The sequence below is a fragment of the Vulcanisaeta sp. EB80 genome (assembly GCF_002078205.2).
Map to the genome: position 1 here is coordinate 1 of NZ_LCWN02000053.1, position 15650 is coordinate 15650.

Below are 15650 nucleotides of genomic sequence, written 5' to 3' on the forward strand. Positions count from 1 at the left end.
AACCGCGAACTACAACACGGTTAGGAGGTTCGAGAATTGGAAGAAGAGGTTGAAGAACATAGGCGTTAGGGAGGAGAGATTCCAATTGAGACTATTCGGAGCACCAGACGTAACAGACCTAGTCGAAGCAATGAGGGAAGCCGAGAGGGTGGTAAAAACGGTGACGAAGGAGGAAATAGAACAAACAAAACAAAAAATAAAACAACTAAGGTGATGAGTGATGCCAGTAACCGTTAATTTTAGTCTTAGGGAGGAGCTTCTGAAAGTTGTACCAACACTAAGCCTATGCTATCAATGCGGGACCTGCAGTACATACTGCCCCATAACTGATGAGTCCTACAATATTAGATTACTCGTTAAGAAGGCCCAGTTGGGCGTGGTTGATAATAGGGACTTCAAGGTCATTTGGGATTGCGTTACCTGTGGTACCTGCCAGGCACTATGTCCTAACAATGTTGAGATTGTGAACCTGGTGGAGGTAATTAGGACCATGGCTATGAAGTCTAAGGTATTCCCAACGAAAATTAATGAAATACTTTGGAAGATTTATGAAAATCAGAATCCGTGGGGTTACACGGTTACTGATAAGAGGAGATTCGCTGCCCAATTCAGTGGTTTGATAAATAATGAGAACCCCGATGTTGTAATATACCCATGCTGCCTCTCCGTGGGTGACCCAAGGCTCCAGAGACATATCAAGGCGTTGATTAGGGTTTTAACGAAGGCAGGTCTTAAGGTTGGTATGTACATGGGTTTGTCATGCTGTGGCGATATCATTGAGCATACAGGCAATAAGGCATTCTATGAGGAGTACACAACGAAGCTCAGGGATGCAATAATGAATAATGTTAAGGCTCCAGTAATAGTTACGCTATCACCGCACTGTGAATACTCACTTAAGAAGTACCTTAAGGGTGTGAAGATTGTACATTACGTAGAACTTCTCGATGAGCTCATCCGCACAGGCAAGTTGAAGGTCGATAAGAAGGCTGACATCACGGTGACATACCACGACCCATGCTACTTATCTAAGCACCAGAAGGTCATCGAAGAGCCGAGGAGGGTGATAACGTCAATACCAGGCGTGAGGCTTGTGGAGATGGAGCATTCTAGAGAGAAATCACTCTGTTGTGGTGCTGGTGGAGGTGGTATAGCGCTTGAGACTAGGGTCTCCACGGAACTATCTAAACGTAGGTTAAGAGAGGCTGTTAACACGGGCGCATCTGTTGTGCTGACGGCATGCACATACTGCTTCAGGATGCTTGAGGATGCGAATAAGGTCATGAGGACGAACCTGAAGGTTATGGATCTTGTGGAATTCCTAGACAGTGTCTTGGGTGATTAGTATGAGTGAGTGGAGGAGCATCTCGGTATTCATTGAGCAGGACAATGGAGAACTGGAGAGAGCATCACTTGAGGTGCTTACCAGGGCTGGTGAGTTGGGTAGGAAGTTTAATGAGGAGGTTCTCGGCATACTGTTGGGTCATGAAACGGATAACCTGGTTAAGGAGGCGTCTAAGTACGGTGCTGATAAATTGATTGTGGTAGATCACCCAGACCTGAGGCATTATAATAGTGATGCCTATACCGAGGTCGTGTCTTACATTATTAATAAGTACAGGCCACGGTATTTACTACTGCCCGCCACCAGAAACTCTAGGGACCTGGCTGGTAGGTTGGCGGTTAGGTTTAGGGCATGCTTAAGCGCCCATGTTATTATGGTGGACATTGATGAAAAGGATAGAAAACTTGTAACTGCTGTGCCAGGTTTTGGCGGGAATATAGTGGCTACCGTGGTCTGCACAGGGGGTAAACCTGAGATGGCTACAGTTAGTCCAGGTACCTATGAGGCAAGGGTAAGCGATAAGGAGGCCACTGTTATTAAGGAAACCATCCCAGCGGATCTTGTTGGAAGGCGTAGGATAGAGCTTGTCGAGAAGAGTGTTTCGCCAATGCCTGACCTCTCCAGGGCTGAAAGGGTTGTTGTGGCTGGACTTGGAACAGGCAGTGATTTAGAGCTAATTAAGGAATTCGCTAATTTAATAGGCGCAGCTGTTGGCGTGACTAGACCCCTTGCTGACATGGGCATAGTACCTAGGGATTACCAGATAGGAACCACAGGAGTTTCACTTAGGGCAAAGGTTGCATTTGTATTTGGTGCCAGCGGTGCCCCCCATTTTGTTTATGGCATTAGGGATTGCGGAACAATAGTTGCCGTAAACACCGATAGGGAGGCTCCAATATTTGAGAACTGTGATTATTGTGTTGTGGCTGATTTATTCGATATATTAAAGGCATTAATAAAGGAGTTAGGGGGTGGTAAGTAATGGTTGCGCTGAAAAACATAATAGTAACAATGAAGGTAACACCAAAGCCCGAGGAGATCAGGTTTGACCCAATAACGAAGACGGTGGATAGGTCTAAGGCGACCAATGAGATAAATCCCGCGGACAAAAACGCCCTGGAATTAGCATTACAGTTGAAGGAGAAGTATGGTGGTAAGGTCATAATACTCTCAATGGGGCCACCATTCTGGGATCAGTTCATTAAAATGGGTATTGCGATGGGCGCTGATGATGCCGTGTTAGTGAGCGATAGGGCGTTGGGAGGCTCCGATGCCTTTGTAACGTCTAAGGTACTTGCGGCGGCGATCAAGAAGATAGGTGATTATTCACTCGTTATAACTGGTGAGGAGAGTGAGGATGGATCAACAGGGCAGGTACCACCAGGCATTGCTGAGTGGCTTGGGATACCCGCGGTTACCTACGTATCGCAGGTTGTGGATGCTACGGAGGATTCAATAATCGTTAGAAGGACCATTAAGGGAGGTTATGAGGTTGTGAAGGTTAAATTACCCGCGGTACTCTCTGTGGAGTTAGGCGTCAACACGCCTAGATTTCCAGATTTTGAGAGGCTTCAGTGGGCACAGAGTGAGTTTAAGCTCACAATATGGGGTATAAAGGACCTTGGGCTCACTGAGGATGAGGTTGGTTTTAAGGGTTCATTGACCGCCGTCACAGAGCTTAGGGAGTTGAGACCGCGTGAGCGCTTGCGTCAATTCATTGAGGGAAGTCCCGAGGAGATAGCCAGGGAGCTCATTAAGAGACTTGGGCTTAAGTAACGCTCCTTATAAAACTAATCATATCTTCGTATCAACGGGGACTTAGGTCTTTGCCTGGTATGATCACTGCGTAATTTATTACGTTATATTACATTATTAGTCTTCACATTTGTTCATACTTGGTTTATTTCATTGATAGTAATGAAATAGAAATACTTAATTAATTCGTGGGTTATTATCCTGCTAATTCGTCTAATTGATTTAGTATATCCGCATAACCACTCTGCCTTAATTCGTTGACTTCGCCCTTCTCATACTTATATATTAAGTCAGCCCTATTTGGTTCGAAATCCCAAGGTGCAACCAGTACGTAATCACCAATCCTCAACCACATCTTCTTCCTATACTTACCTGGTATCCTAACTAGCCTAATCTTACCATCCTGGCAAATAGCCTTGGCCCTATCATCACCAACAAGCTCCACAATTTTCGCAAGCATCTCACCCTCCTCGGGCAATCTCACCTTACTGCCCTGTTGATTCTCCCTAGGCATCTAAAGCAATTAGTCGCATGTACTTATAAACCCAACCTTTACCGTTTAACATGCATTATTAATCATGTACCTTTCACTACCAATGATCACCTCAAGTGCTCTAGTGTTGCCTTTCTCGATACAGGTTGCTTCATACTTCGGGATGCTAATTCCATGCCTTATCAAATCCCCAACCCTCACATTAACCGTCTCGTTACTTGATAAATCAAGTACCCTAAAGGTACCTTGGGAATAACCAAGTACATAATATGGCTTGTTTAAGTACATTATCACGGAACCTCGCCCCACGGGTACAACAACAACACTTATGGTTAGCTTAGTGATTACCTTATCACCACGACCCTTAACCACACTCTGGCTCTCCAAAACTCTGCTGGGTAGTGTTTTATGTATCCTATACGCTATAGCTCTAGCCAGGCCTTGATCCGATAACCTGATGTCAAGACCGCCTTGTACATCATCAATCCTCAAAAAACCACTCCTCTCTTCACCCCTCATAGCCTCCTTCCTGGTTATGTCAATCACAAGCCTCCTCAAATGATCGTTTATCGGCACGATGCTCCTAACCTGCACAATGGCTCTCTCCTTCTCATTAACCATATCTCTACACCTTGGGCATAACTCCTCACTATACCTAACCTTAACAGGGGCTTCCTCCTCATACTCTTTAATTAGGTCGTGAACGGTACCCCTAACCCTGACGATGGCCGTGGTTAGACCATACCTTAACTCGAGACTTTCAATACTCGTACTCGAAACCTTGCCTAAATAATCGAGCGATTCAAGTATTAGCTTCTCAATCACCTTATTATCCTTAACCCACCTACCTCTATATAGCACTGCCCCACAACTCGGGCACCTAACTATCCCGACAAAGTCCCTCTTAACCCTAACCAATGGGTGCGTCTTCCTGTAGCAATCTGGGCACAATCCCTCGATCAATATGTCAGTTTCCCTACCGCATAATGCACAAACCCTACGCATTTTAGGTACAGGTGCTATTCTTGTTGGGTTATTATTATTTTTGTTTGCGTAAGGCTTTACCTTCAGTAGCGCATCGCTTATTTACATGCCCTAGTTAGAAAGAACCTGGTTCTCTTTGTTAGTGATGAATTGGCATCATAGCATAATACTTAATAGGGCGAAATACTTACTTCCGTGTGAGTAGGGATATTGAGTCTAGGATTATAGATATTGTTGAGGGCATTAGGTCTTCCGTGGTTAGTATAATAACGACTAGGTTGATGGTTGATGAGTGGTTAAATGCAACACCAATGAAGGGGTTGGGCACGGGCTTCTTCATAGATGATAAGCACATAATCACTGCAAACCACGTTGTCCAGGGCGCAACCGAACTCAGTGTGGTGACGCCAGATGGTGAAGAATACGAGGCGGAACTATTGGGTACAGATCCAGAGTTTGATACAGCATTAATTAGAACCAGGGGTATTGGTTCTGTGAAACCTGTAAGGCTTGGTGATTCCGATAAATTAAGGGTTGGTCAGATGGTGCTTGCCGTAGGATATCCACTCGGTCTTCTGGGCGAGCCTACGGTGACCTTAGGCGTTATCTCGGCAATAGGTAGGAGCATAAGGACGCCCGTTGGTATCCTTGAGGGCTTAATACAGACAGATGCCGCAATAAATCCAGGAAACTCGGGTGGCCCATTACTCAACTTGGATGGTGAGGTTATTGGCGTTAATACGGCAATAATAGCCGGCGCCCAGGGCATTGGCTTCGCCATACCCATAAACCTAGTCAAGCTCTCCGTTGAGGAGATACTCAGGTTTGGTAGAGTGATTAGACCACGCCTTGGTATCTACGGCGTTGACCTTAACAAACCCATGGCTAAGTACTTCAGGTTGCCTGTGGATAGGGGAATACTCGTAGCCGGCGTTATACCTGGCTCCCCCGCTGATGATGCAGGTATCAGGCAGGGTGATGTGATAACAGCGATCGATAATGAGGAGTTAACAAGCATAGTACAACTGAAGGTTCACTTAGCCAAGAAATTCATGGAAGGCAATAGGCTATTCAACCTAACCATTGTTAGGGGCAGAACTAGATATAGAGTCAGGGTTGAGATTTAAACAGGATTCGGCATGCTGACCTCGCCCTTGTCCTTTAGGGCGAGGCTTATCGTTAATTTTATCATGTTTTAACGAATATTGAGGCATGGGGCTTAGATGATTAGAACGGAGGTTAATATGTTAATGGCTTCAATAGAGTATTGAAAGAATGTGGGCTAAATAGCCATGGAGCGAATCCCAACACAGCATGCCGAATCTTACCTGACCTTAAATTTAATATTTAATTTCCTGACCTATTCACACACAGATTGTTATGAGTAAATCCTTAGTACCTGACTACACAGGCTTTGGGATCTACAACCTAGCCAACACCCTACTATCCCACTTCGGCATTGCTCCAAGGGGTCCTAAGTTAAGGCTTGACTTGGACCTAGGTAGGCATGTGGTTTTGATATTAATTGATGGAGTTAGCTATCAAGATCTCATTGATGTTTTTAATAATTCATTACAGGTTAGTAAGTTGTATAGGTTATCATCGGTATTCCCTACCACGACGGCTACGGTATTGACGACCCTATTCACAGGATTAAGTCCAGGGCAGCACGGTGTTCTTGGGCCGAATCTATACATTAAGGAGATTGGTACTATTGTGAACACATTAAACATGGGATCAATAGTTGGTGAGAGGGATGGCCTTCATAAGTCCGGCTTCGACTTGAAGCAGTTATTCCCTGTAAAGTCAACGATATTTGAGGAATTGGGGTCATTAGGGATTAGGAATAGGGTTTATGTACCGAAAGGTCTGTCTGGAGGTTTATCGAGAATAACGTATGCAGGCGCCGAGGTTGTGGAATACGCAACGCATTATGACGCGATAATCAATGCGGCAAAGTTCCTTAATGAACAAGATGTGGCTTTCGTGCATATATACATAACCACAGTAGACTCAGCCGCACATAAGTACGGACCTAACTCTGAGGAGAGTAAGGTTGTTCTGAGGGAGACTATGGATTCGGTGATTAGGTTGTCTAGGAATTACCTTGGTAAGTTTAGTGTCTTGATCACCGCGGACCATGGTCATGATGAGGTTTTAAGGAATGTGAAGGCCAATGATATCCAAGGCTTAATGGGTATGCTCAATATACCACCGTACGGCGATGCAAGGGCCGTTTATTTCAAGCTTAATGATGGTGTCGGCATTAACGATTTGATGGAGCTGCTTAGGCGGAATGGTGTTGATGGTGTGATTATGAGTAGGGATGAAGCCATAAGCATGGGTTTGTTTGGTGAGGTTGATAAGGGCGTTGTTGATAGGATTAGTGATGCCGTCTTCATACCAAGTAGTGGCTCATCGCTCATATACCTATACAAACCTGGCAATGAGGAGGTGCTTACGTTGAAGGGTCAGCATGGTGGATTGACAGGGAGGGAGTTATACATACCACTGATTCAATTATGATATTACTCGCCAATTAATCTACCAAGTCTCCTCCTCGACTTCTTTATTTGATTAATCATTCTCTTCATTAATTGGTAATAATTAAGTAGTTCCTTAACGTCCTTAGGCGTCACACCGGCGCCCTTGGCTATCCTCCTTATCCTCGACGCATTAATTATCTCTGGGTTAAGTAACTCCTCCTTCGTCATTGAATCCAGTATGTGTCTCCACCGCCTAAGCATCTCCTGCGCGTTGCTCATCCTCTCCTCATCCGTCATGATCGCCCTATACTGTATTGGGAGCATGCTTGTGGGTAATAATTCCATTATCTTGCTTAGGGGCCCAAGCTTCATCATGGAGTCCAACTGCTTCTTTATGGTTAATAGGTTTAATTTACCCTCCTCTATCTCCTCCATAATCTCCCTCTCCTCCTCAACAGCCCTTATCTTCTCAATCAACGCCTCAAGATCACCCATACCCAGCAGTCTTGAAACGAACTTATTGGCATCAAATACCTCAATCTCATCCACATCCTCACCCACACCGATGAACTTAATCCTGGCGCCACTCTTTATTACCGAGGTTAACGCACCACCTGCCTTAGCCGTGCTATCCATCTTTGTCAGGAATACACTATTTATTGGGACATACCTCATGAATGCCTCAGTCTGGGCTGCCGCCTGTCTGCCAATCGTTGCGTCTATCACGAGCATGACTTCATCCGGTTTCGCCTCATCGTAGATAGCCCTTGCCTCCTTCAGCAATTCCTCCTCATTTCTATGCCTACCTGCTGTGTCAATAATCACCAGGTCAACCTTATTCCTCTGCATATACTCTAGCCCATGCCTTAGGATACTTAATGGATCCCTCGAATTTTCCTCCCCATAGAATAGGGCGTTGACCTTCCCAGCCAATTGCTTAAGCTGATAATACGCACCAGGCCTGTACACATCAGTCTCAATAAGCCCGACCCTCAGGTTTCGCCTTATGTAGAACCTAGCTAACTTAGCTGCCGTAGTGGTTTTGCCGCTGCCCTCAACACCAATGAGCATTAATTTATACGGCCTCTTGGTAATGTCAACACTAGGCGCACCCTCACCGCCCAACGCCTTAACAAGCTCCTGATATAGTAGGTATACCAGGAATTCCTTGGATGTTACCCCCTCGGGAGGTCTCTCCTGCCTAAATCTTTCCTCAATGGTCTTCGTTATTGACGACACAACATCAGCGCTCACGTCGGCTCTTAACAAAATTCTCTGGATCTCCCTCAACACCTCCTTTAGCGTTGCCTCATCTATATAGTTCAATCCCCTAATCCTGGCAATCAAATTGGTAAACGCATCAATGAGTGGTTTCACAGTGGTTAGTACAAACCTACACTTATAAATAAATTTAGATTACTGTGGGTATTGCTGGGTTTCGTAATACTGCGACGTGTAGTATTGCTGTGGGTAGTATTGTGGGTAGTAGTAATAGCCCTGCCCGTACTGCTGGCCACAGTAATAATTCCTATAGTAATTCAGCGTGTTTTCATCATTCAAAGGCCCTATTATGTAAATTCCACTGGGTCCTATCTCGTATATCAGCTTTATCGGCCTAATCGGCATCCACCTCATCTTCCTAATGAACATGACCCTAGCTAAACACCCAAAGTCGCTATTCGCCATGGCTATTTCCCTGAGAGATAGCATTATCACACCGCTCGCCAAATACTCCTCAACACCGAACCTACTCAATTTATTCTCCTCACCCGTCGGTATCTCCGACGTCATTATTGTAGTTACGTCCTTAAGGCGCTTAAGTTGGAAAACGAGTTCCCTTAAATACTCCCTTATCCAAATAACGTCCTGGTGGCTCATTATTATTAATGGAGCTATTGGGTCAATCACCAACCTCTTAACATCATACTTCTTGACTTGCTCAATAATCATCTTAGCTAAATCCCTGGGATCTAGCGTTATCTTCTCATCTCGTGCATAAATTCTAAAGTATGTCCTGAAATCAGCCATTATTAATTTACCACCCTTCTCGTAGGCATCTAAATCCCACCCAAGCGCATCACGAACACCTCTCTTAACATCTTCGGAGGGTTCGTCCACCGTAACGTACATACCCACCTCACCAAGATCAACACCAGTTCTTAGAAAGGTTAGGCTAAATATGGTCTTGCCAGTACCTGCCTCACCGGCTATTAAGTAAACCTCTCCTCTCTTAAATCCACCACCGAGTATGTAATTATCGAGGTAATTAATGCCCGTTAGTGCCTTATCCTCGTAATAGTAATAATACGGGTATTGATCCTGTGGATACTGCATGGTTTGCGTGTTGTAAGGGTATTGGTAATAGGTTGTGTCATAATTGTAGTAATTAGTTGATGCATAATTACCGTAATAGTTATTATAATTGGTGTAGGAATCCTGGTCAGCATTGCCCACTTTCCTTATTGAATTCATATTACCTGTCAATAGTGGTAAAAGTACTTATATATGTTGCGTTTCATCACAATAGTCGCCCTCGATAATTACCTGGGAATAATAATTGATCATAAACCGCCATTATTCTTTTGGTTTTACCTTAAGCTGGACATTAAACTTCCTCCTGATGTTCTCAAGCTTGGGCAATCCCTTTGAGATAACAGCCCCTATGTACGCATCTGGTACTTGTATGACTATTGACCCATCATCGCCTCTGATTATTGATATCTCCTCGGGAGGCACGTACTTCCTTAAAACCCTAACGATCCTACTCACAAGTCTCTTATCACTAACTGCATGCTCTAACCTACGTGATTTACCTATTGGTGTTACGAATATCTCCTCACCAAACACGTAGACCTCGTACTCAACAACATCATTTATGAAGTCCTTAACTATGACCACAGGTCTAGCTAGATCCTCCTCGCTCATGCCCTCTGGTACTTTAACCGTGAGCTCCAGGCTATATACTTTCTGAACCTCACCATCCCTCATGAAGAGTACCGTATCTATTATTGACGGTAGCATACCAAGCTCCGTCCTGCCTATGAACCTCTGTATGGCGTCTATTGGGCTCGTTGCATGAACCACACCAACCATACCAACGCCAGCAAGCCTGAGATCTATGTATAATTGAAAGTCAGCCGTATCCCTCATCTCATCAAATATCGTGAAGTCAGGCCTTGAGAGTAATAATAAGTCGTGAACCTCCTCTGAGGATGCGTAGGTTTTGGATATCTGGGTTATTTCGTTAGGTAATACCATGTCCCTAGGCGACTCCACAGTCTTAACTATCCTACCCAGGTTCATGTAGTATTCCGCCAAGGCCTGAGCGAAGGTCGTCTTACCAGCACCTGGTGGTCCCGCTATTAGTATGCCCTCGGCCTGCTTGCTTAGCCTATCAAGGACCTTGGGATGTAGTGAGTAATCCTCAAGTCTCCTCTTAATCAGTGGTCTCACGGCTGTTATCTCAATACCATCGGACACGGGGGGTAGCGCAATAACAATCCTGTACTCACCATGCTGAATTATTAATGAGTTCTCCCTCTTAATCTCAACCCTAGTGTTACTATCCGCCCTGAGTGAGGCTGATATTAGCTCCCTAACCACCTTCTCCAGGTATTCCCTACTAAGCGGCTCATTGCCAAGGGGTACTAACTGCCAATTACCTGGCCTACCCTTCTTCGCATAGGGTATTGAGCCTTCCTTAAGGTGTACTGACATCGTGTCGTTATCGAAGAATCTCTCGATCTCCAGCCTATCCCTGTGCTGGCCTATGAATAGGGTTTCTATGCCCATGGCTCTTGATATCTCTAGGTTCATATCATCGCTGGTAACCAATATGGCACCCAACTCCCTAGCCAACTCCCTGGCTATCTCATCTACGGAGTGCTGGTCAGGTCTTGGTATTGACTTAGGTAGTGTGGACACGAACTCTATTCTTGTCTCCTCAAGGCCGAGTTTATTTATTGAATCAACGATGTAATTCAACTCCCTAATACCAAGCCAACCCAGGGCACCACCAGCCCTAGCCTCACTCTCAAACCTCCTAACAATCTCCGTGTGCACCAATATCCTACCCCTAATGACCCCTCTCAATATTGCCTCCTTCAGGCTTCCATCCAGGAATACCGAGGTATCAGGCACATACACATTGCTTTGCATTTCCCTTATCGCTAGGGAATCGGTATTAACACACTTAATAAACACTTTTGTTCATTTTAACGTGGGTAAGGATTTATCATCAATAACCCTAGCGCCCTCACTATCTAACCTAGCACTTAGGACAGAGCCTCCAATAAGCTCAATAGCCCTCTCAACATCAACCTTATCGGATAAAGCAATCATACAACCGCCACCACCAGCACCCGTTAATTTAGAGCCCAGGGCACCAGCACTCCTGGCTGCATAAACCATCTCATTCAGTTGTCTCGTCGAAACACCAAGCGAATCGAGAAGCCCATGATTTATATTCATTAACGTACCCATCAATTCCAAATCACCCTTCTCCAAAGCCTCCCTACCCCTCCTGGTGATGACACCAATTGTTTTAATGATTGGCTCAATCACATCCCTCATGGATTCAAGCTTCCTCCTGACCATAGCCACCAACTCCTTCGTGGTGCTAACCCTTGGTGTATAGCCAATCACCAGAGGTATCTCGGTACCAGGCTTCACGGGCTCCATGATGACGCTGTTACCCTCAGGCTTAATGTAGATTAGCCCGCCAAACGTCGCCATCGTAGTATCGGTGGGACTTGCGGCACCCTGCACGTCCTTCTCCACCTGCCACGCCAGACGCGCAAGTTCCCTCTTATCGATATCGTAACCCAACGCCTTAACATACGCCAATATGGTAGCTACAGCGACTGCAGCCGACGTTCCTAGGCCAGCGCCCACGGGCATTTCAGACCGAATCAATAAATCCACGCCAACCCTTTTACCCACATACTCCATGGCTATCTCGAGGGCCCTCTTAACGTAACTGAGGGCTGAGATTACGGCGCCGTAGTCAGTCCTAGCCACTATATCTCCGTTCTCAAGTATCGTTACGGAAAGGCCGGCCAGCTTTAGATCCATGGCGTTTATACCTATCTTACTATCATCCCTAACCTTTGCCGTTACATAGACGTACTTGTTGACTGCCATTGCCAGGGCGGGTTCACCGTAAACAACAGCGTGTTCTCCATACAATATGACCTTACCAGGCGCCTTAACGGTAACCACATAACCCATGTAAACAGGGGTTAAATTAAATCTACCTAGGCATTAAACGCAGATTAGGGCTTACCTTAAAAGGCTCTTGATAAGGCTTTAATTACGGTGTTATCAATTGCGGGGTTTGGGACGCAATGCCAAGTATTACATATCGGGCAACGTAGGGATACTATTACTAACCTGGTTATTGTATGCGATAGGCAACTCGATAACAATGCCGTACCTATCAATATACATGAAGATGCTTGGCGCCAACGCAATCGATATTGGCATAACCTATTCGGTAGCCATGACCGTGCAATTACTTGCAATAATACCTGGAGGGTACCTGACGGACACGATAGGGCGCAGAAGATCCATAGTTATTGGTACCTGGATTGTAACTGCTACCTCCTTCCTAATGGCTATACCACCAAACTGGCAGGCATTAATGATAATCTATGCACTAAACTCCGCAGCTGCATATTACCAACCAGCTCTGCTGGCGCTGATTCTCGATTCGCTTCCACCAAGTCGTTACGCCAGTGGTATATTGATTACATCAGTGATACCGCAAATACCCTGGCTCATATTACCACCACTCGGTGGATCGTTAATAAATAAGTATGGGTTACTTGGAATTAGGATTGCGTACTTAGTGTCTGCAGTTGTATCCCTAATTGTAGCATTAATTAGGCAATACACGATCAAGGAAACCCTAAACAGCACAAAGAGCAGTGTATCCTTCAAGGAGGTCTTGAGGTCATACTACCTATTACGTAGCATTACGGATTTACCAAAGGACTTACTCAGGATATATGTCATGACTCTAATGTTATTCATAGCCTTAATGCCTATGAATACTCTACTACCGATATACGTGGTTTATAGATTAAAACTTAACACGGTCTATTGGGGTTATTTAGTATCGTTATCCTACGCGGCATATATAATGATTAACGTATTACTTGCATTCTATGTCGATAAGCTCAGGAATAAGTTGGTGCTTTGGGGTACAACCACAATAGTGATAGGCAGTATCTTAGGTCTCCTCGATCGTCTGGTCTCAATAATAATTTACCTGGTCCTCCTCCAGGTCGGTTCCCAACTAATGATGACAGCCTTACAAAGTAGGGTGGGTGACCTTGTTAGTGTTGATAGAAGGGGGCATGGCATTGGTTTAATGATAATATTTCAACTACTAGGACAAGCAATCGGCGGCTACCTCTCTGGAACGCTGTATAGGCTAACAACAGCATCCCTATTCCTAATGCCCTTCACCTTAGCAATAATCATACTAACCCTAAACCTAATCCCAGGGAGATCAAGGAATAAGTAGGTACATCAGCGACTCTACTTTCATCACCGCTCAAGAGACCGTCGGCTCATCACCCAACTAAATAGTAATCATCCCCTCAATTTAAAACCCTTCCGACCCCTTCCCGCCCTGAAGGGCGTGGGTTCCCTTAGGGCGGTTCATTGGTGTCCTCGCCCAGCCTTCATTGGCTCCTCCGGCTGGGTTCATGGGGCTGCCCCGGGCCAGCACCGCGGGGCTTTGCTCGCTGGCCGTGAAAGCCTTTAGCATTGCATGTATGTACTTCACGATTTCGTATGGAATAAGTGAGTTTGATTTTCCTTCGTGCTCTCTCCAATTTATTTCCCTCCTTAAATTCCACCATACGCCTTTTACCCACCCCTCCGGTGTTACTTTCCACATCATATTCGCCACGGATGCGTAGTCCCTATTCACATAGTGCCCCTTTGGGCAGTAAAGAACGTGCCAGTCGTTGGTCTCCCCAAGCCTTGTGAAATGGATTGGGCATACCCTGCTATTGCGGTATGCCGATACACGAAATATCTTGGAGCCGCGCTCCAATGCCTTATCCTCAACGGCTTTCTCCACAGCCTTGAATGGTGTCTGTTTTATGCGGTGTCTTGTTTCGTTCCTCCTGATTTCGTTAATCATCGATCCCTGAGGATTACTTCCCAACTCTTCAGTTACGATAATTGCCGGCGTCTTTGTCAATTCATTCGCCACGTGCCTAACACGACCAACCTTCCTAACCCTCTCCCTCAACCTCTTCACGCGCCTCCTGAACTCCCTTGTGTTTGTTATGTTCGCGTACTTACCGCTTGGTAATGCGAATCCAGGCTTCAACCTCTCGATAATTGTGTTCCTAACCCTTTCGTACCTCCTGGCTAGTCTACCAAAATCAGTCTTGATTGTATAGAGCTGTGGCGTTACGTGTTGCCTATTCCAATTGGCTACCTTGCTCACGGTGGTTTCGATATCAATCCTGCCCACTGCTACCGTGTTCTCGTTAATGTCGAAGGCAACAATTGATCTTGGTTCCTCCTCTCTAGGTTTTATTTCGAACACGAACACTGCATACCACTTGTTCAACCTACGCTTAACAACTAGCGTACTGGCTAGCCTTGCTTCACCACTCAAAACCCTCCACCAGTATTGCCAGAAGCGCTTGTGAGGTCTAATCCAAACCTCCCTCCTCTTGCCGAGCAGTGATAGGCTGAGCCTGACTGGGGCTATTGATTTAACGAACTGCTCATAACTCCATGTCTCCTCCGTGAAGCGTATGGAAACGCTCTTGATTTCTGGGTAGGGCTTATGCACTAAGCCCTTCCTTCTCCTCTCCATGAATGACTTGGCGATTTGCACTGCCTGCCTAATCGCCTGGATGACTAGGTGAGCATGCAAGCCCTGATACTCACCCCTATACTTGCTGTAAAACAAGCCCTGGAGTTGGGTTGCGCTCGTGACATTGTTCACAACGGCATATTCAGCAACATCACGAACGATGTTGAGGTACGCAGACTCAACGGAGCAGAGCAAACTATTGAGCTCCTTAGTAACCTCAAGCTCAACAGCCACAGACCTACACAACATCCATAGGAAAAAGTAGCAACCAAAAATAAAAACCACCCACGACAAGAAGGGACGAGGCTTGTTCCGTGTTTGTCAACCATGCATGCACACTCATAGGGATATTACTATGCAGAGATTCTTAGCAATGACCACTAATAACACCTTGAGGGTTAGGCTCATAGTAACTAATCAATATGCCCAATAAAGTATTGGCTAAGACCGGAATCTTATTGTTCGAGTTTCACACTAATCTTACCTTAATTCCAAGGTTCGTACATGTGAACAACGTGGATAATCCTCAGCGTGAACCTGATTCATATTCGTTTATCTTACTGACCTCCTCCCTGCCCTAAAGGACAAGGCTGCCCTCGTTATCACATCTTCCCTATTGCCCCCCTTGTACAAACTAGTTCGCATATACCGCAGCCGATGCATTTATCTTGTTCTATCACGGGCTTCTTGACCAGGCGTATGGCTGTGCAACCAATCCTTAGGCAATCACCGCAATTGTCG

15 protein-coding genes are annotated in these 15650 nt (G+C 45.5%); 7 read left to right on the forward strand and 8 right to left on the reverse strand.

Going from position 1 to position 15650, the window contains the following annotated elements; all coding sequences use genetic code 11:
* The 4 genes from B7L70_RS09010 to B7L70_RS09025 form a co-directional block, all read left to right on the forward strand.
* Positions 1-214, forward strand: a 214-nt coding sequence (locus B7L70_RS09010; protein WP_143701604.1) for a hydrogenase iron-sulfur subunit, incomplete at its 5' end; no start/stop codon positions are given.
* Positions 215-220: 6 nt separating this feature from the next.
* Positions 221-1345 carry a (Fe-S)-binding protein gene (locus tag B7L70_RS09015; RefSeq protein WP_081227522.1) on the forward strand — a complete coding sequence of 375 codons (1125 nt, stop codon included), beginning with the start codon at positions 221-223 and terminating at the stop codon, positions 1343-1345.
* Position 1346: 1 nt separating this feature from the next.
* A complete protein-coding gene (locus B7L70_RS09020) occupies positions 1347-2327 on the forward strand; it encodes an electron transfer flavoprotein subunit alpha/FixB family protein (protein WP_081227523.1) in 981 nt (326 codons plus the stop codon).
* Positions 2327-3121, forward strand: a complete 795-nt coding sequence (locus B7L70_RS09025; RefSeq protein ID WP_081227524.1) for an electron transfer flavoprotein subunit beta/FixA family protein — start codon at positions 2327-2329, stop codon at positions 3119-3121. Before B7L70_RS09020 ends, B7L70_RS09025 begins: the two co-directional genes overlap by 1 nt.
* Positions 3122-3296: 175 nt before the next feature.
* Here B7L70_RS09025 and B7L70_RS09030 read toward each other — a convergent pair whose 3' ends face one another.
* Both B7L70_RS09030 and B7L70_RS09035 read right to left on the reverse strand, forming a co-directional pair.
* Positions 3297-3614, reverse strand: a complete 318-nt coding sequence (locus B7L70_RS09030; RefSeq protein ID WP_081227525.1) for a translation initiation factor aIF-1A — start codon at positions 3612-3614, stop codon at positions 3297-3299.
* Positions 3615-3659: 45 nt separating this feature from the next.
* The gene (locus tag B7L70_RS09035) at positions 3660-4598 is read right to left on the reverse strand and encodes a 60S ribosomal export protein NMD3 (RefSeq protein ID WP_081227526.1); all 939 of its coding nucleotides are present in this window, start codon (positions 4596-4598) and stop codon (positions 3660-3662) included.
* A gap of 176 nt (positions 4599-4774) precedes the next feature.
* Here B7L70_RS09035 and B7L70_RS09040 point away from each other — a divergent pair, with 176 nt between their 5' ends.
* Together B7L70_RS09040 and B7L70_RS09045 are read left to right on the forward strand one after the other, a co-directional pair.
* Positions 4775-5704, forward strand: a complete 930-nt coding sequence (locus B7L70_RS09040) for a S1C family serine protease (protein ID WP_081227527.1) — start codon at positions 4775-4777, stop codon at positions 5702-5704.
* Positions 5705-5957: 253 nt separating this feature from the next.
* Positions 5958-7103 carry an alkaline phosphatase family protein gene (locus B7L70_RS09045; protein ID WP_081227528.1) on the forward strand — a complete coding sequence of 382 codons (1146 nt, stop codon included), beginning with the start codon at positions 5958-5960 and terminating at the stop codon, positions 7101-7103.
* A 2-nt stretch (positions 7104-7105) separates the two neighbouring features.
* On the opposite strand, the gene B7L70_RS09050 is transcribed toward B7L70_RS09045, so the two are convergent.
* The 4 genes from B7L70_RS09050 to mvk form a co-directional block, all read right to left on the reverse strand.
* Positions 7106-8440 (reverse strand): signal recognition particle receptor subunit alpha, encoded by a 1335-nt coding sequence (locus B7L70_RS09050; RefSeq protein ID WP_081227529.1) that lies wholly within the window; start codon positions 8438-8440, stop codon positions 7106-7108.
* Between the two features lie 39 nt (positions 8441-8479).
* Positions 8480-9535, reverse strand: a complete 1056-nt coding sequence (locus B7L70_RS09055; RefSeq protein ID WP_081227530.1) for an ATPase domain-containing protein — start codon at positions 9533-9535, stop codon at positions 8480-8482.
* 102 nt (positions 9536-9637) lie between these two features.
* A complete protein-coding gene (locus B7L70_RS09060) occupies positions 9638-11221 on the reverse strand; it encodes a PINc/VapC family ATPase (RefSeq protein ID WP_081227531.1) in 1584 nt (527 codons plus the stop codon).
* Positions 11222-11272: 51 nt separating this feature from the next.
* Positions 11273-12292, reverse strand: a complete 1020-nt coding sequence (gene mvk, locus B7L70_RS09065; protein WP_238376183.1) for a mevalonate kinase — start codon at positions 12290-12292, stop codon at positions 11273-11275.
* 106 nt (positions 12293-12398) lie between these two features.
* On the opposite strand from mvk, the gene B7L70_RS09070 reads away from it, so the two are divergent.
* On the forward strand, positions 12399-13592 hold the full coding sequence (locus B7L70_RS09070; protein ID WP_238376184.1) for an MFS transporter: 1194 nt from the start codon (positions 12399-12401) through the stop codon (positions 13590-13592).
* Between the two features lie 81 nt (positions 13593-13673).
* Here B7L70_RS09070 and B7L70_RS09075 read toward each other — a convergent pair whose 3' ends face one another.
* Together B7L70_RS09075 and B7L70_RS13960 are read right to left on the reverse strand one after the other, a co-directional pair.
* On the reverse strand, positions 13674-15158 hold the full coding sequence (locus B7L70_RS09075) for a zinc ribbon domain-containing protein (RefSeq protein ID WP_081227533.1): 1485 nt from the start codon (positions 15156-15158) through the stop codon (positions 13674-13676).
* A 353-nt stretch (positions 15159-15511) separates the two neighbouring features.
* On the reverse strand, positions 15512-15625 hold the full coding sequence (locus B7L70_RS13960) for a 4Fe-4S binding protein (RefSeq protein ID WP_369907347.1): 114 nt from the start codon (positions 15623-15625) through the stop codon (positions 15512-15514).
* Between the last annotated feature and the right edge of the window lie 25 nt (positions 15626-15650).